We start from the raw sequence: 19,451 nt of genomic DNA, 5'->3' as shown, positions 1-19,451 counted from the left end.
TAATGAATGAAAATGTAAATGTTTGTATTATAGATGATGACGACATCTACCAATACACCATGTCTGCCGCGTTAGACTCAATTAACTCAGTTAATAGAATTCAAGTTTTTCTAGATGGTGCAGAAGCCATGGATTTTTTTCTAGATAATATTAATAATACCGAGGAGCTCCCCGATGTTATCTTCCTAGATATCAATATGCCTATCATGGACGGTTTTGAATTTATGGAAGAATATGTGAAAATAAAGCCCAAAGTGGGCAAACGGATTACCATCTATATGGTTTCTTCTTCTATGGATCCGAAGGACGTAGAGCGGTCTAGAAAAATCAGCGAAATTTCAGACTACATTGTTAAACCCATTAGGGAAACCCAACTAAGGACTATCATTGAGAGATTGAAGGAAAACGGCAAAATATAGCCCAATTTCTTTTTGAGTCAATTTAAGTTAGGATAACGGACACACTTCAACTGGCCCTGCTATACTTTTACAACTCATAAGTAGGTTAAAAAAGGTTAGTTAACAATAACATTTTTTAAGAAAAAGAGGGTGTGGGGATACCCTCTTTTTTATTTTCACAACTTACTAGAGGCTGTAATTGTTAAGATATTGGCAAGAAACATCCTCCCTATTTTCTCTTTACCCCTATTTTCTGAAATTTGAAAAAAAATTAGAATGACAATTTTTGTTGACATGGACGAGGTTATGGCAGATACCTATGGTGCCCATATAGAAATTTACAACCAGGAATTTGAAGAATGTCTCACCCTTGAACACTGTTTGGGTAAGGAAGTTTGGCATACCGTTCCGGAAGACAGACAATTGAGTGTACGAAACCATGCAAGGAATAGAGGCTTTTTTAGGGACTTGAAACCCATAGAAAACAGCAAGGTGGTCTTAAAGGAATTAAGTTCAATGCATGATGTGTACATTGCCTCTGCCGCTATGCAATTTCCAAATTCATTAGAGGAAAAATCAGACTGGTTAGATGAACATTTCCCCTTTATTCCATGGCAGAACCGTATTTTACTAGGAAACAAGCACATTTTAAAAGGAGATGTGCTCATAGACGACCGAAGCTATAACCTTGAAAATTTTGACGGCAGGAGTCTTCTTTTCACCTCTCCTCACAACGTACATATCAACGGTTTTGAAAGAGTGGACAATTGGGAAGAAGTTGCTACCAAATTGCTTTAATTATTCTTTTGCGATACGTAGGCATCATACCCCCCGGAAAGATTGACTACATTATCAAACCCCATGGATTGCAATTTTTGGGTGGCTTTGGCGCTGCGTCCGCCCATCTTACAATAAATCAATATAGGTTTTGATTTATCCAACGTTTCCGCCTGTTTTTGAAAGCTTTCATCAAACCAATCCATGTTTACGGCACCTTCCAAATGTCCTTCCCCAAATTCCTGAGGGGTTCTTACATCCAACAATATAGACGATTCTATATCTTTCTGTGAAAGTTCTGTGATAGGTTTTGATTTACTTTGAGCACAGCCCCAAAAAAGGGTGGCCAGAAAAAGAAGCGTTAGTACTTTTTTCATTTCTATTGAAGGTTTAATCAAAAATAAAAAATATGGCGGCAATCAAATACGAAAAGCAAAAGGAATCTAAAATGAGGGTAGTTACATCAAATTCCCGTAATTTTACCAGTGACCGAACAAGTATGGCAAAAAACCAATTACAGCCCAACACTTGGGTAGATGCATATGCAGACTACCTTTTCAACTATGCCATTGCCCGTATTAATGATGCGGAAATAGCAAAGGATTTGGTACAGGAAACTTTTTTGGCCGGTTTAAAGTCTGCAAAAAATTATAAAGGCGATGCGGCCGAAAGAACCTGGCTCATTGCTATTTTAAAAAGAAAGGTCATAGATCATTACCGTAAGACCAATTCCAAAAAAGGAAAGGCAGAGGTAAAAATAAATTATAGCGCCCAAACAGACGCGGAAGGAGATTGGCTTGAAGAGCAAATTGCAGACCCTTTCAGCAATTATGAGCACAGCAATCTTGAAAATGAGGAACTGGGGCTGGCCATACAATCGTGTATTGGAAAATTACCGCAAAAGCAAGCCCAAGTTTTCTCCATGAAAACCATACAAGGCATTAGCACGGAAGATATTTGTAAAGAATTGGATATTAATCCGTCTAACCTTTGGGTTATGATTCATAGAGCTAGAACCGCTTTAATGGGCTGCCTTAATGAAACATGGTATTAAGTAAACGGAACATCCTTAAAAAGGGCCCCGTTCAATAGATAAAATAGAATAGTAGCGCAATGATTTCCTGCAAAAAAGCCGCCCTAATTTGTAATAAGAGCCAGTATAATGAGGCTACTTTCATTGAAAAGTTGCAATTGCGATTTCATTTGGTTGTCTGTAAGACCTGTTCTAAATTCAGTAAAAAGAACAAAGAGCTCACCTACCTTTGCGATAAAGCCGGTCTAAATAGTCTGTCAGAAGGGGATAAAAGAAAAATGAAAGAAAAACTTCAAGCGGGAGCAGAATAGAATAAAACCTCCAATAAAAGATAAAGAAGCCACAGACCTATTGGTACGGATTCTACCCAAAAGGATGAAAAATACTTGTTTTGATGTCTTTTGGTTATAAACATTAGCGATCCCAGAAATAAAAATAGAATTCCCGAAACTATTACTTCTTTGAGCGTTATTGAATCCTTTAAGAGAACCAAAAAAAACAAAGGGATATTTGCCAAGGCTCCCAACACTTTGGTTCTGGCCACTCCAAATCTCTGAGGCAAGGTTCTCAATTCTGGAGAGTCATACGCTAAATCCCTGATTTCAAAAGGAATTATAAGGATGAAAACCAACAAAAAACGCCGGATGGCTTCAATATGCACATCCCACCAGTTTACAAGTCCATCAACCAGTGCGGGAAGATAGACCGTTGTTCCGGCCCATACCAAGGCCACAATAAAAATCTTCATGCCGCCCCAACTTCGTAGTTGTTTGGAATGGGGCAAAATGGGCAAGGCATACAAAAAAGTAAGTAGTAGAAGAATAGCAGTGGCCCACCAAACGCTTTGAGGCAGATAATAAAAGTGATACACAGCAAATGCAAAGGCCAAAAAACTAACAAACTGAATATTCTTATGGTACCTATTGGCTACCACAATATACTTTTTGGCCTCTACACCATACTTCATAAAATTGTAGCAGCATATGGTTCCAAAAAACATAAACCAGGCCAAATGTTCGTTAAGGGGAATTTGCAGTCTCAAAACTGTTATATGTACAAAGGCAAACACCGCAAAGGAGACATGTATGCTGGCGTCCAAGTAAAAGTGAAAAATCCTTTGCAACCACCTCATTAAGCAAATGTAACCAAAGTGTTTATAACCCTTGTTTTCAGTTAAAAACTTTCTTCTAGAGAATCGGCAAATGGCACATTTTTCTGCAATTTATCGCTAATTTTGCACATCTTTTTTATCGAAACTATATGAAGACAGATGTATTTGCGTCACGGCACATAGGAATCAAGGAAAAGGACCTTGAGCACATGCTTAAAACCATTGGGACAGAAAATGTAGACCAATTGATTTACGAAACCATCCCTGATGACATTCGCCTAAAACAACCTTTAGGATTGGATAAAGCCATGAGCGAACATAAATTCCTGGCCCATATACAAGAACTGTCCGAAAAAAATCAACTTTTTAGAACTTATATAGGATTGGGCTACCATGAAAGCTTAACTCCTTCGGTCATTAAAAGAAATATACTTGAAAACCCGGGTTGGTATACGGCCTATACGCCTTACCAAGCGGAGATTGCCCAAGGAAGATTGGAAGCCCTTTTAAATTTTCAAACAGTAATCAGCGACCTTACTGGAATGGAGTTGGCCAATGCTTCCCTTCTTGATGAAAGTACCGCTGCAGCCGAAGCCATGACCATGCTTTTTGAGGTAAGAAGCAGGGAACAAAAGAAAAATAATACGGTAAAATTCTTTGTATCCCACGAGATTTTACCCCAAACCCTTGACCTGCTTGAAACAAGAGCCACTCCACTGGGTATTGAATTAGTGGTAGGCAACCACGAGGATTTTGATTACAGCCCTGAATTCTATGGAGCAATTTTGCAATACCCGGGCAAATATGGTCAAGTTACAGACCTTACAGGCTTTGTTTCCAAAGCCAAGGAAAACGAAATTAAAGTAGCGGTTGCTGCAGATATCTTAAGTTTGGTTCTTTTAACACCTCCCGGTGAAATAGGCGTGGATGTTGTTGTGGGAACTACACAAAGATTTGGAATTCCATTGGGATATGGTGGGCCACACGCCGCATTCTTTGCCACAAAAGAAGCGTACAAAAGAAACATTCCCGGTAGAATCATTGGCGTAACCAAGGATATTGATGGAAAACCGGCCCTTAGGATGGCCTTACAAACACGTGAGCAACATATAAAAAGGGACAAGGCAACTTCCAACATTTGTACCGCACAAGTGCTACTAGCCGTTATGGCGGGAATGTACGCAGTGTATCATGGACCCGATGGTCTAAAATATATTGCAACCAAGGTTCATAGAACCGGTGTTACCCTCGCCAACGAATTGGAAAAACTTGGCTTGTACCAAATGAATACTGCTTATTTTGACACTATTTGTATTAAAACGGATACCGCCAATTTGCGCCCAATAGCGGAAAAAAATGGGGTGAATTTTTGGTATATTGATGAAGGTACCGTGTCCATATCGGTCAACGAAGCCACTTCCATTAATGATATAAATCAGATTTTGGAAGTATTTGGTGAAGCACTGTCCAAAGAAAAAAGCGCTGTTGAACATTTGTTGGAGGAAACCGCCATTCCAACCAACCTACAAAGAACGTCCAGCTTTTTGACCAATACGGTTTTTAATTCCTATCACTCGGAGACGGAATTAATGCGTTACATCAAAAAATTGGAACGCAAGGATCTGTCCCTCAACCATTCCATGATTTCTTTGGGAAGTTGCACTATGAAATTGAATGCCGCTTCTGAAATGCTTCCCCTGAGTATGCCAAGATGGGCCAATATTCACCCGTTTGTCCCCATAGAACAAGCAAAGGGTTACCAAATAGTTTTAAAGGAACTAGAAAAGGACTTAACCAAAATAACAGGGTTTGCGGCTACGTCACTTCAGCCAAATTCAGGTGCACAAGGGGAGTACGCGGGGCTTATGGCCATAAGGGCCTATCACGAAAGTAATGGGGAGGACCATAGAAATATTTGCCTGATTCCTTCTTCTGCACACGGGACCAATCCGGCTTCCGCAGTAATGGCAGGTATGAAAGTGGTAGTGACCAAAACGGATGAAAAGGGCAATATTGATGTGGCGGACCTGGAAGAAAAAGTAGAAAAACATGCTCAAAACTTAGCGGCGTTGATGGTAACCTATCCTTCCACCCATGGAGTTTTTGAGTCGTCCATAAAGCATATAACCCAATTGATCCATGACCATGGAGGGCAAGTGTATATGGATGGAGCCAACATGAATGCGCAGGTTGGACTTACCAATCCCGCAACGATTGGTGCAGATGTGTGTCACCTCAACCTTCATAAAACGTTTGCCATACCCCATGGTGGTGGTGGACCCGGAGTGGGCCCTATTTGCGTAGCAGAACAATTGGTTCCCTTTTTACCGGGCAACCCTATAATTAAAACAGGTGGTGAAAAAGGTATCAAGGCAATTTCAGCAGCGCCATGGGGCAGTTCTTTGGTGTGTTTGATTTCCTACGGATATATTAAAATGTTAGGGGAATCCGGATTGAAAAAATCTACCGAAATGGCCATACTCAATGCCAATTACATCAAAAACAGACTTAGTGGAAAGTTTGATGTTCTTTACACTGGCGAAAGGGGACGTGCCGCCCATGAGATGATAATAGATTGTAGGCCATTTAAAGAGAACGGCATTGAAGTTACGGATATAGCCAAAAGGCTTATGGACTACGGCTTTCACGCCCCAACCCTATCCTTTCCCGTAGCGGGCACACTAATGATCGAACCTACCGAAAGTGAGAGTCTGGCGGAACTTGATAGGTTCTGTGATGCCATGATTTCCATACGAAAAGAAATTGACGCTGCAGATGCCAATGAACCCAATAACGTCTTAAAGAACGCGCCACATACGCTGGAAATGGCAACTTGTGATGATTGGCAATTTCCCTATAGCAGAAATACGGCAGCCTTCCCATTACCGTATGTAATGGAAAATAAATTTTGGCCTTCGGTAAGACGAGTTGACGACGCCTATGGAGATAGAAATCTTATGTGTACTTGCGCACCTATGGAGGCCTACGCGGAAGAAATGGAATCGTAAAATAAGTCTAGGCTAATTTTTACCAAAGTATCCATGTACGAAAACACATATCCCAATAAACGCTTTAAACATACGCTCACTTTTTTGAAAAAGCATGTGGATACCACTGAAACCATATTGGATTTAGGAGTGAGCAATCCGTTTTCGGAAATCATGGCACAAGAAGGGTATCAAGTAGAAAACACTTCAGGTGAAGATTTAGACCTTGATTTCAAAGTTGTTAAAAATAGTAATGCCCAAGTGGTGACGGCCTTTGAAATTTTTGAACATTTATTGGCTCCTTTCAATGTCTTAAAAGAGATAAAAGCCAACAAATTAGTGGCCAGTATACCGCTAAAATTATGGTTCTCACCTGCCTACCGATCAAAAACAGACCCATGGGACCGTCATTACCATGAATTTGAAGACTGGCAGTTTGATTGGTTGTTGGAAAAAGCAGGATGGGAAATCAAGGACAGTGAAAAATGGACCAATCCCGTAAAAAAAATAGGCCTTAGACCGCTTTTGCGTAGTTTCACCCCAAGGTATTACATTGTGTATGCCGAAAGAAAAAAATAGACCATCGCTCGGTTTATAAAAGCAACAAAATATATCCATGAGATATTATATTGTCATTCCGGCACATAACGAAGAAGACTTCTTAAAGGATACACTCACCTCTATTTTAAGACAGTCACTTCAACCTGCCAAGGTGGTTTTGGTAAATGACAATTCAACTGACGGAACGGAAGACATCATAGACCAATTTATTGGGCTGAGCCCCATATTTACAAAATTGAATACCGCTTCCTCTGCAGAACATATGCCTGGAAGCAAAGTGATAAACGCCTTCAAAAAAGGTTTGGCCCAACTGGATGACCACTACGATTTTTTGGTAAAATTGGATGCGGACCTGATATTACCTGATAATTACTTCGAAAAAATAGCGTACATCTTCAAGGGACATCCCAATGTTGGTATTGCAGGTGGCTTTGTTTATGAGCAAAATCAACAGGGCAATTGGGTATTGAACCATCCCATGAACAAAAATCATGTTAGAGGGGCATTTAAAGCGTATTCCAAAGGGTGCTTTAAGGCCATTGGAGGTTTGCGTTCCGCAATGGGCTGGGATACCGTAGATGAGCTCTTGGCTGCTTATAATGACTATGAGGTCTATACGGATGACTATTTGAAAGTGAAACACCTAAGGCCTACAGGTAAAGCCTATAATGCCAAAGCGAAGCTTCTACAGGGAAAGGCCATGTACACCATGCGTTATGGATGGGCAATTACCCTAATAGCTTCCTTAAAAATGGCTTTAAAACAAAAAAAACCAATAGCTCTAATGGACAACATGAAAGGCTATTTAGAAGCTAAAAAAGAAAAGAAAGAATTTCTGGTTTCCAAGGAAGAAGGTGTGTTTATTAGAAAGTTGAGGTGGGCCAACATTAAAAAGAAACTGCTTTAATTACTAAAAACAAGACACAAAAAAACCCGCATAAAGCGGGTTTTTCTATTTTGAAAGGATATTTTAAATACCCAATTGCTTCTTTACATCTGCCAAAAGGTCTTTTCCTTTAGATACGATTAGTCCACCACCTGGCTGGGCATCGATCACATAATCAAAACCTTGATCGGCCGCAACTTTCTCAATGGCTGCCTTGGCCTTATCTGAAATAGGGGCAAAAAGCTCCTGTTGTTTCTTTTGAAGTTCACGTTGTGCGGCTTGTTGCGCCTCACCAATGTTTTTTTGAACTCCCTGTAACTCAATGGCTCTTTTTTCATTTTCTTCCTGAGATTTGGAAGCAGCCTCATTTTCATACTGCGTGTACTTATTTCTAAGCTCAGTCATAGAACTTTCTATATCCGCATTATAAGTCTCAGAAAGTTTCTTTAATTCAGCCTCAGCAGCTTTCATCTCCGGCATTGCGCTCAACAATTGTGTCACATCAATGTGGGCTACCTTGCTTTGCGCGTTAACGAACCCGGTAAATGCTACAAACAATACAATGGCTGTGGCTATTTTCTTTACGTTTTTCATGATACTGATTCTTGTTAAAATATTTGAGTGTTAATTTATGGTTATTTTATTTCAATTCTTACTATTAGTGGTCTTTCTTAACATTTTATAACGAAACTGTTTACTATTCTTCGCTATCACTGTTTGATTCCCCTTCGTTGTTTTCGCGCTCTTCCAACTTAGCCTTCCTTTTGGCCTCACGCTCCTCTAGCAATTTCTTTCTACGGGCTTCGTAGGCCTTTTTACGTTCCTCTCGTAATTTCAACTGCTCTTCCCTGCGTTCTTCTGCTGTCTTTTCTCGCGCCTGCTGAGCTTGCTCCGCTCTCTCCTGCCTTTCTTTTAAGGCCTCGCTTATTTCCTCTTCTTGCGGCTCATCCTCAAAATCTTCCAATCTGCTACGAACTTCTTTCTCCTTTGGTTTACTAACCCTTCTGGTCCTAGCAATACCGCGTAAAACTAAGTCGCTGATATCGTGCCGATTTTCGGAGTACAACATTACAACATCCGCAGATTTATCAAAAATAAAATCATACTTTTTATTGGCTCCGATCTTCTGCACCTCATTAAAAACCTGATCCTGTATTGGCTGGATCAACTGTCTTTTCTGAAGTACCAAATCTCCCTGGGGGCCAAAACGATCTTGTTGGTACTCTACCATCTCCTTTTCAAGGATCAATATTTCTTCTTCCCGCTCCGCAATAAGCTCATCGGTCAAAAGAACCCTTTCGGCCATCAAATCCTTTTTCATTTGCTCCACTTGGCTCTGCTTTTGCTCAACATCTACCTTCCACTTCTCTACCTTATTGGCCAATTGCTCCGTGGCCTCACGGTACTCTTCTACGTTTTCCAAGATATACTCCATGTCAACGTAAGCAATTCGCACCCCTCTTTGGGCAAAGGTAAAGGCAGTGCAAAAGAGAACGGCCCATACTAAAAGAACGTTTGATTTAGTTTTCATCACTTTAATCGTTTTATCCAATAGAAAATATCGTGCCAAAATTACTAAAAGTTTTAAAATGAATACTTTAGCTATGACACGACCCTGTTTAAAACTGTTGGCCGATGATGAAGTGTGTTTGCCACCCGCTAGGTCCGTTGCCAATGGAAGAAGGTAAAAGGTCTTCGTCAAACCCATAACCAAAATCTATTCCCAACAAACCAAACGCCGGCATAAATATGCGTAGCCCCACTCCGGCCGATCGTTTTATTTGAAACGGATTAAATTCCTGAAAATTGTTGAAAGCGTTACCTCCTTCTAAAAAAGCTAACCCATAAATGGATGCTGAAGGTTTCAACGTCAATGGATAACGCATTTCCAAAGAGAACTTATTGTAGACAAGACCACCACTGTTATTGTTACGTGCCAATGGATCATAGGGAGTAATGGACTGGTTTTCATAACCTCTTAACTGAACAATATCCCTTCCATCCAATGTAAAATTACCTAAACCATCCCCGCCTACAAAAAAGCGCTCAAAAGGGGTGTCTCCCACGTCATTGTTATAATTGCCCAAGAAACCAAATTCAGCATTGGTACGGAGAACTAAATCACCTACCAGGGTTGTATACCAATCTCCTTTAAACTTTACCTTATAGTATTCCAACCATTTAAATCGTTCTTGATCAATATCCTCAAGTTCCTGTAAATCCTGTGTTGTAGCATTACCCTCATTATTCAACTCTTGTAATTCAATACTACGATCTCTTAAGGATTCAAAATCCTTGTTACTAAAGAGAGAATACGGAGGTGTAAACTTGGCAGTTATTTCAAAATTAGAACCTCCTCTTGGAAATATTCGTCCACCAGCGGTAGCGTTTCGGGAGATTCCCAAGGTGTAAGCTACAGAGTTTGCCTTACCATTACCAAAATTAAAAAGACCAATATTGTAATTATTGAATTCATAGAGCTGGTAACTCAAGGCATGGGAAATGGTAAAGTAATCATCTGGCCATTGTACCCTTTTTGCCAATCCTGCGGTGATACCTGTAATTGCAAAACCTCTACTTTTATCAACCTCAATTCTTCTACTGGTAGAGTTACCGTAGTCAACACCAAATTGCTGCGTTCTGGAAAGGTTGAGACTAAAACGTACAGGCTTTTTACCACCCAACCAAGGTTCTTGAAAATTTAGACTATACACCCTAAAAGTTCTACTAGCCTGCACCCTCATGGCAAAAGTTTGCCCATCTCCCATTGGAACCGGCTTATAGGCTTCTCCGTTAAGAATATTTTTGATACTAAAATTGTTGAAAGAAAGTCCTAAGGTTCCTATAAATCCACCACCACCATAACCACCTTGTAGCTCTATTTGGCTAGAACCTGATTCTACAAGGTTCCATTTTACATCTACCGTTCCTTCATTAGGATCCGCATTTAGAATGTCCGGCTTTATTTGCTCCGCATCAAAGTACCCTAATTGTTGTAATTCCTGAATGGTCCTGATGATATCACTTTTAGCGTATTTATTACCAGGCCTAGTGCGAAGCTCCCTGTAAATTACGTGGTCATTGGTACGGTCATTACCCACCACTTCTACATGGTTCAAGAAGGTTTCTTTTCCTTCAATAATTCGTATTTCAAAGTTGATAGTGTCATTTTGTGCGGAAAGCTCTACTGGGTTAATAGAAGAGAAAAGATAGCCATTGTTCTGGTACAAGTTGGTCAAATCTTCCGCATCCGGTTTGGAATCGTCCGCAATACGCTTTCTCAATAAAACACCGTTATAAACATCTCCTTTTTTTACTCCAAGGACAGATGCCAATTGCCGGTCACTATACACCGTATTACCTACAAAATCAATATCTCCAAAGTAATACTTGTTACCTTCCTCAATTTTAAACTTGATGTTGATATTGTTCTCATTCACCTTAATTATGGAATCTGAAATAATACGGGCATCCCTGTATCCATTCTCCGCATATTTATCCACTAAAAGGTCTAGGTCATTCTCGTAATCTTCTTCTATGAATTTAGATTTCTTCCAAAAACGCCAAAACCGCTTTTCCTTGGTTTTCTTAAAGGCGTTTCTAAGTTTTCTATCGGACAATTTATCATTGCCCTCAAAAATCATTTTCTTGATTTTAACCTTATCGCCCTTATCCACATTGATCACCATTTTTTGGGCATTGGTCTGCGCAGTATCATTGATTACAACAATATTGGTCTTTGCGTTTAAATAGCCCTGCTTCTTATACTTGTTTTCCAAGTAATTTTTGGTGTTGGCAATTAAACTTTCGGTGATTTTCTTACCCTTTTTTAAGTCGGTATCTTTAATGATATCATCCACTTTTCTGGACTTGATACCGTTTACCTTAACATCTGACAAGGTTGGTCTTTCCGTTATGTGCAACTCTAGAAAAACCTTATCATCCTGGATATCCACCAAATCAAATTGGATATCCTTAAAAAGTTCCAGCCCCCAAAGTTTTTTAATAACTTCACTTAGCTCATCCCCAGGTACCGTAATAGGTTGGCCTACCCTTAGACCGGTATAGGTCTTTACGGTCTGCTCATTGTAGCTTTGCAGTCCGGTTACTTCCAAACCGCCTAAAATGTATTTTTTACCTTCGTCAAAAGAGAGCTCTTGAGCGCTGACTAAGGAGGTTAAAAAAAGTAGGAGGATTGTTATTACTGGTTCAATGGCTATGAACCTTTTCATACCATTATTTGATAAGTTGTTCGCTGGTCTTTCCAAATCTTCGTTCTCTGTTCTGATAACTTTTAATGGCTTCTGCCAAATGCTCGCTGCTAAAATCGGGCCAATATACGTCAACAAAATATAATTCCGCATATGCAATCTGCCAAAGCAAAAAATTGCTGATACGATGCTCCCCACTGGTACGCACCAACAGGTCTACATCTGGCAAATCATGCGTGTAAAGATGAGTATTAATAATGGCTTCATCAATATTTTCAATTGAAATTATATTATTTTTAACTTTGGCGCTTATCTGTTTTACAGCGTTCTGTATCTCTTGACGGGCTCCATAACTAAGGGCCAAAGTAAGGGTCATTTTAGAGTTGCCCTTTGTTTTTTCCATCACCTCCGTCAATTCCCTGTGGGCTTTTTTAGGTAAGGATTGTATGTCTCCAATTGTATTGAGCCTAATGTCATTTTCCATGAAAGTTTTAAGCTCTTTTTTTAGCGAAGAAACTAACAGGCGCATGAGGGTATCCACCTCAATCTTGGGCCTGTTCCAATTTTCTGTAGAGAAGGTATAGAGCGTTAAATATCTTACACCGATCTTGGCACAATTCTCCACTGTCCTACGAACGGTATGCACACCATTTTCATGCCCAAACACCCTTCTTTTACCTTTTTGTTTGGCCCAACGGCCATTACCATCCATAATGATGGCCAAGTGTTCCGGCAAATTCTTTTTTTCTATCTCGTCGAGAACATCCATACTATTTCCGTAAAACAATCATGAGAAAAACAACCTGCAGTGGACACGGGGTCTACTCAAAACAGTCCATACAAGGTTTTCTACCAAAAGTGTAAGTTAACGTTAATCCTGAAAAAACATACCAATCATCACTAAAAATGTTCCCAAAATCAAGGTCGCCCAATTGTTGGCTCACGTTCAGTTTGGAAGGATTGCTGGCGTCTAGATTATCCGTAAATGTATAACGGGCACCAATCTCGGCACCCAAAATAAAGAATTGGCTCAATCTAAGCTTTGCACCAACAGTCATTGGAATTGCAAAGGAACCATCTTTTTGTGAAACACTCAAAAAATCTCCCCCATCAAAATAATCATAATCATATCTAAAATAGGTTAGACCGGTATATAAATAAGGAGTAAACGCAGGGCCCAGTTTATGAAGGTTGTATTCAACAAAATTAAACTCCAACCCTGCAGAGGCCTCCAAAATGGAATTATCCATCACATAACCTCTTTGCTGTCTAGAAGGATTATTGGATTTGGTATCATCTGCGGTGAACTTTCCGTAAATAACGCTGGCCCTCCATGCATAACGCTTGGCCTTGTTCCATTTGAACAAACCACCAATGGCAATATCCGAAGGTGCTATATAGGTTGTTCTACCCACATCACCAATATTATTGGCTCCCCCAGCAAATAAACCCACCTCATAGGTTTGGGCATTTAAAACTCCAAATCCCAAAAGAAGTAAAACAAATAAGAACCGCTTCATATGTTGAAATAGTTTGCTAATATAGCAATTGCCATCAACTATTGCTCAATAGCAACAGTTGAACCGTAATCATGCACCAATAAACGGGTTTTGCATCTATTCATTAATGCTCTCACATGATAAACAGCGTTTGTGCCTATTTATTGTTCCGATTTAATAATTGCGACGATCTTCTCCCCAGAGCAATTTATTGCGAAGTGTCTTAAGAAAACTTTCTGAAGCAAACTCAATCATTTTTATGGTAAAACCCGCTTTCTTTATGGTAATTTCCGTACCGTTCTCTACTGATGCTATCCTTGAATCAAGTGATATGAGGTGGTTTTCTTCCCTACCCGAAACGCGCAATCTAATTTCGGTATCGTCCGAAACCACTAATGGGCGAGCATTGAGATTATGTGGAGCAATAGGCGTTAACACCAATGATTTGGCCGTGGGTTCTATTACAGGACCACCACAACTTAAAGAATATCCGGTGGAGCCGGTTGGGGTTGAAATAATGAGTCCATCTGCCCAATACGCCGTTAAGTATTCGTTATTGAGATAGGTCTCCACAGTGATCATGGAGGTGGTATCCTTTCTACTGATAGTTATTTCGTTAAGGGCAAAATTGAGATTGCCCAGTTCTTCTATTTCAGATTCTGAGGAAACTTCTACCAATCCACGTTCTACAATAGTGTAATTACCTTTCACGAACTCTTGGACTACATTCTGTACCTCTTCTTTGTTGAAGGTAGAAAGAAAGCCCAGCCTTCCCATATTCACACCAACAATAGGAATATTCAAATCCTTTACAAAGGTGGTTGCCCTAAGCATGGTACCGTCTCCTCCCAAACTTATAAAAAAATCAAAACTGGTGTCCAATCCCCGGGATTGGTTGAAGGTTGTGGCATTATCAAGCAATTCATGCTTATTCAAAAAACCGGCAAAATCTGCCTCCACAGCCACTTGAGCGCCATAATTATCAAGTTCCAACAGAAGTTTGGACACATATTCTATCGTGTCTTCTTGAAACATCTGACTATAAATGGCAACTTTCATAGGGAATTTTTATCTTGTTAGAACCTTCTAATCTCTAAAAGACAAAAATAAAGAATGGGAAATTGGAAAAAGGCACAAATGGCGACTTATTCCAAAAAAATCTAGACGTTCAAATATTTATCCAAGTAATCTGAACGCTCCTTTAAATCCTCTAGGAACTGATCATCTGCATTCCCAAATATTACGGTGTAGTTATACCTTCTAAAGGTCTGTAGAATATCATTTAAATCCGTAGAAGAAACCTTTAGTGTCACTTGAATCACATCATTTCTGGAATCGGTAATAAAACCACCGATCAACTTTGTATTGTTACTCTCCACAATTTGGGCAATCTCACTAAAAGAATAGTCCCTAATACCCTTAGCCACTACAATAATACCACCGGGCTCCGTAAAAAATGGGGTGTCAATAAATACGCTAACAATATCTGTCAAATCATAATAACCCTCAATTCTCCCTTTATCATCCACCACGGGCACTAAATTGGCCTCGTTCCTGGCAAAGGCCTCCAGAACATCTAACCAACCCGTTTCTTTGGTAACAAAAAAAGCTTCCAATTCATAGCGGTATTGATCCACTTGATCTTTCCGGTCAAAATTCTCTAGGTCTTCTTCAGAGAGTAACCCCAAAAAAATATCATTTTCGGTTACGGCAATATGGGAGTGCGTGTTCTCCTGAAAAAAATCTATTACGGTAGACAAGGATTCTTCCACTTCAAAAGTGGGAATGTTCGTTAATATGTGGGATTGGATCTGCATAGTGTTATCTCTTAAACGCAAAATACTAATTTATAGTCTCAAAAGGTATGCCTTATTCGTATTTTTGTGCCCAACGGTAAAAACCATCGGTAAATGACGAAACTTAGTGTCAACATCAATAAAATAGCCACCATACGTAATGCTAGGGGCGGCAATATGCCAGATTTATTAAAGGCGGCAACGGATATAGAGCGATTTGGAGGCCAGGGCATCACCATCCACCCAAGACCGGATGAACGCCATATTACATACCAAGACGCGCGCGATTTAAAAAAGATTGTTACCACGGAATTAAACATAGAAGGAAATCCTGTACCAAAATTTATAGATTTGGTTTTGGAGGTAAAACCGGACCAGGTCACCCTGGTTCCCGATGCCGAGGACGCCATTACCTCCAATGCGGGATGGGACACCATTAAATACGGCTCTTTTTTGGTAAAAACCATCGACCTATTTAAAAAGGAAGGAATTCGCACCTCCATTTTTGTGGACCCTAATCCCGAAATGGCAAAGGCCGCGGCAGATACCGGTACGGACCGAATTGAGCTGTATACAGAAAGCTACGCCAAATCTTTTGACCAAAATGAGAAGCAAACGGGAATAGCCCCTTTTATAGAAACTGCCAAGGCCGCAACAACAGCAGGCTTGGGACTCAATGCAGGGCACGACCTGAATTTGGAAAATGTAGCCTATTTTCAAAAAAACATCCCCAACTTATTGGAAGTCTCCATTGGACACGCACTAATTTGCGAAGCCCTTTACCTTGGCCTTGAAAACGTAGTTAACATGTACCTGAACCGATTGACATGAGCACCCTATTAAATTCCAAAATAGAAGGGAAAGGAACCCCTTTTTTAATTTTACATGGTTTTCTAGGTATGCTGGACAACTGGAAAACTTTAGGTTCCCAATATGCCGAAGAAGGGTATGAAGTTCACCTTATAGACCAGCGGAACCACGGGAAAAGCTTTTGGAGCACAGATTTTAATTATGACCTATTGACCGAGGACTTAAAATACTATATGGACGAACACCAATTGCATGAAGCCATTATTTTAGGTCATTCCATGGGGGGCAAAACAGCCATGCAATTTGCTTGTACCTATCCGGAAAGGGTGGCCAAATTAATTGTAGCGGATATTGCACCAAAATTCTACCCTCCCCATCACCAACCAATTATAGATTCCTTGTTAAAACTAGACTTACCATCCCTTAATTCCCGCGGCGATGCAGATGATGCCCTTGGCAAGTATATTAGAGATTTTGGTACACGACAGTTTTTACTAAAAAGCCTTTATTGGAGAGAAAAGGGAAAGTTGGGCTTTAGGTTCAACTTGGAAGTCCTGAGTCAGAAAATGGCCGAAGTTGGAGAAAACATTGGATCTAATGAGAGTTTTATTGGACCTACGCTGTTCTTGCGGGGAGATCAATCTGAATATATCCAAAAAGCTGATACCGAAAACATAAAAAGACATTTTCCAAACGCTTCCATTGAAGTAATTGATAAAGCGGGCCACTGGTTGCATGCCCAGAATCCCAAGCAATTTTTCAATAAATCCATGTCATTTCTAAAATCCTAGAAACATCCTTCACTAAACTATTAAATTATGAAACTTATTTTACGAATATTATTAAGTGCCCTAGCGGTGGTAATCCTATCCAAAATTTTGCCCAACGTATTTGTAGACAGTTACCTTACCGCGGTCATCGTAGCTATTGTCCTTAGTCTCTTAAACCTCATCGTAAAGCCTATTTTAGTAATTTTCACCTTACCGGTTACCATATTGACCCTTGGCTTGTTCCTTTTGATTATAAATGCCATAATCATTCTTTTGGCAGATAATCTTATTGATGGGTTTAGCGTGGACGGTATTTGGTGGGCAGTGCTTTTTAGTTTATTGCTCTCCTTCCTACAATCTATACTATTCTCCTTATTAAAAGAAGACTGACCCGATAGATAAGGTTTGAGATCCAACCACTTAAAATCTTTGGTGGGGTACATTAATTATAGTATTTTTGCATCCCGTTTTTAGGGAACTAATAAAGAAGATCTAGATGAACATCAGTAAAGAACAGATAGACGAGCTAAATGCCGTTGTTAAAGTCGCCATCACCAAGGAGGATTATCAAGATAGAGTAGATGGTATTTTAAAGGACTATAGAAAGTCCGCAAACATCCCTGGGTTTAGAAAGGGCCATGTTCCTATGGGCCTAATCAAAAAGCAATACGGGAAGGCCGTTTTGGTAGACGAGGTAAACAAATTACTTCAAGATAACTTGAACAAATACCTAACGGAAGAAAAATTAGATGTTCTTGGAAATCCACTTCCGAAACAACAGGATAATTTTGACTGGGACAAGGATGAGTTTGATTTTGAGTTCGAAATTGGCCTGGCTCCTGATTTTCAAGTAGAGCTTGAAACCAAAAACCCAATTACGCAGTATAAAATTGTTGCGGACAAAAAAATGGTAGACGAGCAAGTAGAGCGTATTCAAAAACAATACGGCAAACTTGTTAGCAAAGAAGAAGTAGCCAAAGATTTTGAAGTAACCGGAACCTTTAAGAACGAGGAAGAGGAAATAGACAAGAAAACTACCCTAGAACTTGACAAAATAAAGAGCAAAAAAGCTTTGGATGCTTTAATAGGCAGTAAAGTTGGAGATACGGTTAAATTAAAGTCAAAAGGTCTTTTTAAGGAAGATTATCTTACTTCCAGTGCTTTTGGCGTATCTCAAGATAAAGCCGAAGGACTTGATATTGAAGCAGAATTCACCGTTGAGGAAATTAATGAGCGTGAATTGGCGGCGCTAGACCAAGAACTTTTTGACAAGTTATTTGGTAAAGATGAAGTAACAACGGAAAAAGAGTTAAAGGAAAAAATCAAGGAAGACAGCGAAAAACAATTTGAGCAACAGTCTGACCAAAAGCTTTTAAACGACATTACCGAACATTTCATTGAAAACACCAAATTTGAATTACCAGCAGGTTTCTTGACCAAATGGATTCAAATGACCGGTGAAGAACAACTCTCCGAAGAGCAGGCCAATGAAGAATACGAAAAGTCTGAAAAGGGGCTTCGGTATCAATTAATTGAAGGCAAGATAATTAAGGAGAACGATTTACAGATTCAACTTGAAGAGCTAAAAGAGTTCGCCAAAGGTTTCATCAAATCACAGATGGCTCAATTTGGTCAATTGAATCCACAAGAAGAGGAGTTGGAAAATATTGCTAACAGGGTTTTAAGCAACCAGGATGAGGTGAAGCGACTCTCTGAGCAATTGATGAGCCAAAAACTTCTGGATCTTTATAAAGAGAAAGTAAATCTAAAGGAAAAAGAGATTACCTATGATGACTTTGTGAAAGAAGTCTACGGTTAATTTTCCAAAAAATAATAAGTATCTTTACAGTGCCGAAAATTACTTTTCGGCACTTTTTTTTATCTTTTACCTTTAGGTAAACTAACACCGAATAGAAAGACATGGATTACGCAAAAGAATTCAAGAAATATGCTATAAAGGATCAAGGGATAAGCAGCACTTATTATGACTCTATATTAAGTAGCATGTACCCGGTTTCCTTAACACCCAATATTATAGAAGAAAGACAAATGAACGCTGTAGCCATGGACGTATTTTCACGTCTTATGATGGACCGCATCATCTTTTTGGGTACCGGAATAAATGATCAGGTTGCCAACATTGTACAGGCTCAATTGCTTTTCTTGGCAAGTACAGATTCTGCAAAGGACATTCAAATCTATATCAATTCCCCAGGCGGAAGTGTATATGCCGGTCTAGGTATTTATGACACCATGCAATTTATATCACCGGACGTTGCTACCATTTGTACGGGTATGGCCGCTTCTATGGGAGCCGTTCTTCTATGTGCCGGAGAAAAAGGCAAAAGAAGTGGATTGCCCCACTCCAGGGTTATGATCCACCAACCAATGGGCGGTGCGCAAGGACAAGCCAGCGATATTGAGATAACCGCACGAGAAATATTAAAACTTAAGGGAGAACTTTACGAGATTATTTCCAAGCATTCTGGCCAAACTTTGGAAAAGGTGAATGAAGACAGTGACAGAGATTACTGGATGAAAGCGCCGGAAGCCAAGAAATATGGCATGATCGATGAAATCTTGGTAAGGGAAAAAGAATAATTTCGACATAA

21 protein-coding genes are annotated in these 19,451 nt (G+C 39.8%); 12 read left to right on the top strand and 9 right to left on the bottom strand.

All coding sequences use genetic code 11. The features are described from left to right. The first annotated feature begins 2 nt into the window (after positions 1–2). Positions 3–419 (top strand): response regulator, encoded by a 417-nt coding sequence (locus IL355_RS05970; RefSeq protein WP_192461233.1) that lies wholly within the window; start codon positions 3–5, stop codon positions 417–419. Between the two features lie 255 nt (positions 420–674). Then, positions 675–1,196 carry a 5' nucleotidase, NT5C type gene (locus IL355_RS05965; protein WP_187458625.1) on the top strand — a complete coding sequence of 174 codons (522 nt, stop codon included), beginning with the start codon at positions 675–677 and terminating at the stop codon, positions 1,194–1,196. Here IL355_RS05965 and IL355_RS05960 read toward each other — a convergent pair. Beyond that, positions 1,193–1,552, bottom strand: a complete 360-nt coding sequence (locus IL355_RS05960; protein WP_187458624.1) for a rhodanese-like domain-containing protein — start codon at positions 1,550–1,552, stop codon at positions 1,193–1,195. The genes IL355_RS05965 and IL355_RS05960 overlap by 4 nt on opposite strands. A gap of 122 nt (positions 1,553–1,674) precedes the next feature. Here IL355_RS05960 and IL355_RS05955 point away from each other — a divergent pair, with 122 nt between their 5' ends. Both IL355_RS05955 and IL355_RS05950 read left to right on the top strand, forming a co-directional pair. Beyond that, positions 1,675–2,229, top strand: a complete 555-nt coding sequence (locus IL355_RS05955; protein ID WP_187458661.1) for a sigma-70 family RNA polymerase sigma factor — start codon at positions 1,675–1,677, stop codon at positions 2,227–2,229. Between the two features lie 59 nt (positions 2,230–2,288). Further along, on the top strand, positions 2,289–2,519 hold the full coding sequence (locus IL355_RS05950) for a hypothetical protein (RefSeq protein WP_187458623.1): 231 nt from the start codon (positions 2,289–2,291) through the stop codon (positions 2,517–2,519). Here IL355_RS05950 and IL355_RS05945 read toward each other — a convergent pair. Then, positions 2,501–3,340: a UbiA prenyltransferase family protein gene (locus IL355_RS05945; protein WP_192461232.1), complete on the bottom strand. Its 840-nt coding sequence runs from the start codon at positions 3,338–3,340 to the stop codon at positions 2,501–2,503. The genes IL355_RS05950 and IL355_RS05945 overlap by 19 nt on opposite strands. 128 nt (positions 3,341–3,468) lie before the next feature. On the opposite strand from IL355_RS05945, the gene gcvP reads away from it, so the two are divergent. From gcvP to IL355_RS05930, 3 genes are read left to right on the top strand one after another with little or no spacing between them, the layout of a single operon-like run. After that, positions 3,469–6,327, top strand: coding sequence for an aminomethyl-transferring glycine dehydrogenase (gene gcvP, locus IL355_RS05940; RefSeq protein WP_192461231.1), 2,859 nt, complete (start codon positions 3,469–3,471; stop codon positions 6,325–6,327). A gap of 33 nt (positions 6,328–6,360) precedes the next feature. Then, positions 6,361–6,885: a methyltransferase gene (locus tag IL355_RS05935; protein ID WP_192461230.1), complete on the top strand. Its 525-nt coding sequence runs from the start codon at positions 6,361–6,363 to the stop codon at positions 6,883–6,885. Positions 6,886–6,922: 37 nt separating this feature from the next. Then, a complete protein-coding gene (locus IL355_RS05930; RefSeq protein WP_192461229.1) occupies positions 6,923–7,774 on the top strand; it encodes a glycosyltransferase family 2 protein in 852 nt (283 codons plus the stop codon). A gap of 63 nt (positions 7,775–7,837) precedes the next feature. Here the strand turns inward: IL355_RS05930 and IL355_RS05925 are convergent, their stop codons facing one another. The 7 genes from IL355_RS05925 to IL355_RS05895 all read right to left on the bottom strand — a co-directional run bounded on the left by IL355_RS05925 (position 7,838) and on the right by IL355_RS05895 (position 15,280). Further along, positions 7,838–8,347, bottom strand: a complete 510-nt coding sequence (locus tag IL355_RS05925) for an OmpH family outer membrane protein (protein WP_192461228.1) — start codon at positions 8,345–8,347, stop codon at positions 7,838–7,840. Between the two features lie 103 nt (positions 8,348–8,450). Then, the gene (locus IL355_RS05920; protein WP_192461227.1) at positions 8,451–9,284 is read right to left on the bottom strand and encodes an OmpH family outer membrane protein; all 834 of its coding nucleotides are present in this window, start codon (positions 9,282–9,284) and stop codon (positions 8,451–8,453) included. Positions 9,285–9,372: 88 nt separating this feature from the next. Beyond that, positions 9,373–11,985, bottom strand: coding sequence for an outer membrane protein assembly factor BamA (bamA, locus tag IL355_RS05915; RefSeq protein ID WP_192461226.1), 2,613 nt, complete (start codon positions 11,983–11,985; stop codon positions 9,373–9,375). A 4-nt stretch (positions 11,986–11,989) separates the two neighbouring features. Beyond that, positions 11,990–12,733, bottom strand: coding sequence for an isoprenyl transferase (locus IL355_RS05910; protein ID WP_187458615.1), 744 nt, complete (start codon positions 12,731–12,733; stop codon positions 11,990–11,992). A 52-nt stretch (positions 12,734–12,785) separates the two neighbouring features. Then, a complete protein-coding gene (gene porG, locus IL355_RS05905; protein WP_187458614.1) occupies positions 12,786–13,484 on the bottom strand; it encodes a type IX secretion system protein PorG in 699 nt (232 codons plus the stop codon). 153 nt (positions 13,485–13,637) lie between these two features. Next, positions 13,638–14,522 (bottom strand): NAD kinase, encoded by an 885-nt coding sequence (locus IL355_RS05900; protein ID WP_187458613.1) that lies wholly within the window; start codon positions 14,520–14,522, stop codon positions 13,638–13,640. A 101-nt stretch (positions 14,523–14,623) separates the two neighbouring features. Then, positions 14,624–15,280, bottom strand: coding sequence for a CBS domain-containing protein (locus IL355_RS05895; protein WP_192461225.1), 657 nt, complete (start codon positions 15,278–15,280; stop codon positions 14,624–14,626). A gap of 93 nt (positions 15,281–15,373) precedes the next feature. On the opposite strand from IL355_RS05895, the gene IL355_RS05890 reads away from it, so the two are divergent. The 5 genes from IL355_RS05890 (at position 15,374) to clpP (ending at position 19,440) form a co-directional block, all read left to right on the top strand. Next, a complete protein-coding gene (locus tag IL355_RS05890; protein WP_192461224.1) occupies positions 15,374–16,090 on the top strand; it encodes a pyridoxine 5'-phosphate synthase in 717 nt (238 codons plus the stop codon). After that, entirely contained in the window at positions 16,087–16,860 is a 774-nt protein-coding gene (locus tag IL355_RS05885; RefSeq protein ID WP_192461223.1) for an alpha/beta fold hydrolase, read from the top strand. Before IL355_RS05890 ends, IL355_RS05885 begins: the two co-directional genes overlap by 4 nt. A 27-nt stretch (positions 16,861–16,887) precedes the next feature. Then, positions 16,888–17,229, top strand: a complete 342-nt coding sequence (locus tag IL355_RS05880) for a phage holin family protein (protein ID WP_192461222.1) — start codon at positions 16,888–16,890, stop codon at positions 17,227–17,229. A 106-nt stretch (positions 17,230–17,335) separates the two neighbouring features. Continuing rightward, positions 17,336–18,658: a trigger factor gene (gene tig / locus IL355_RS05875; RefSeq protein ID WP_192461221.1), complete on the top strand. Its 1,323-nt coding sequence runs from the start codon at positions 17,336–17,338 to the stop codon at positions 18,656–18,658. A 101-nt stretch (positions 18,659–18,759) separates the two neighbouring features. Next, entirely contained in the window at positions 18,760–19,440 is a 681-nt protein-coding gene (gene clpP, locus IL355_RS05870; RefSeq protein ID WP_192461220.1) for an ATP-dependent Clp endopeptidase proteolytic subunit ClpP, read from the top strand. Positions 19,441–19,451 lie beyond the last annotated feature (11 nt).

This window comes from Euzebyella saccharophila (genome assembly GCF_014855495.1).
Lineage (GTDB): Bacteria > Bacteroidota > Bacteroidia > Flavobacteriales > Flavobacteriaceae > Euzebyella > Euzebyella saccharophila.
The sequence above is the reverse complement of the archived record's forward strand: the minus strand, read 5'-3'. Positions and strand labels throughout refer to the sequence as shown.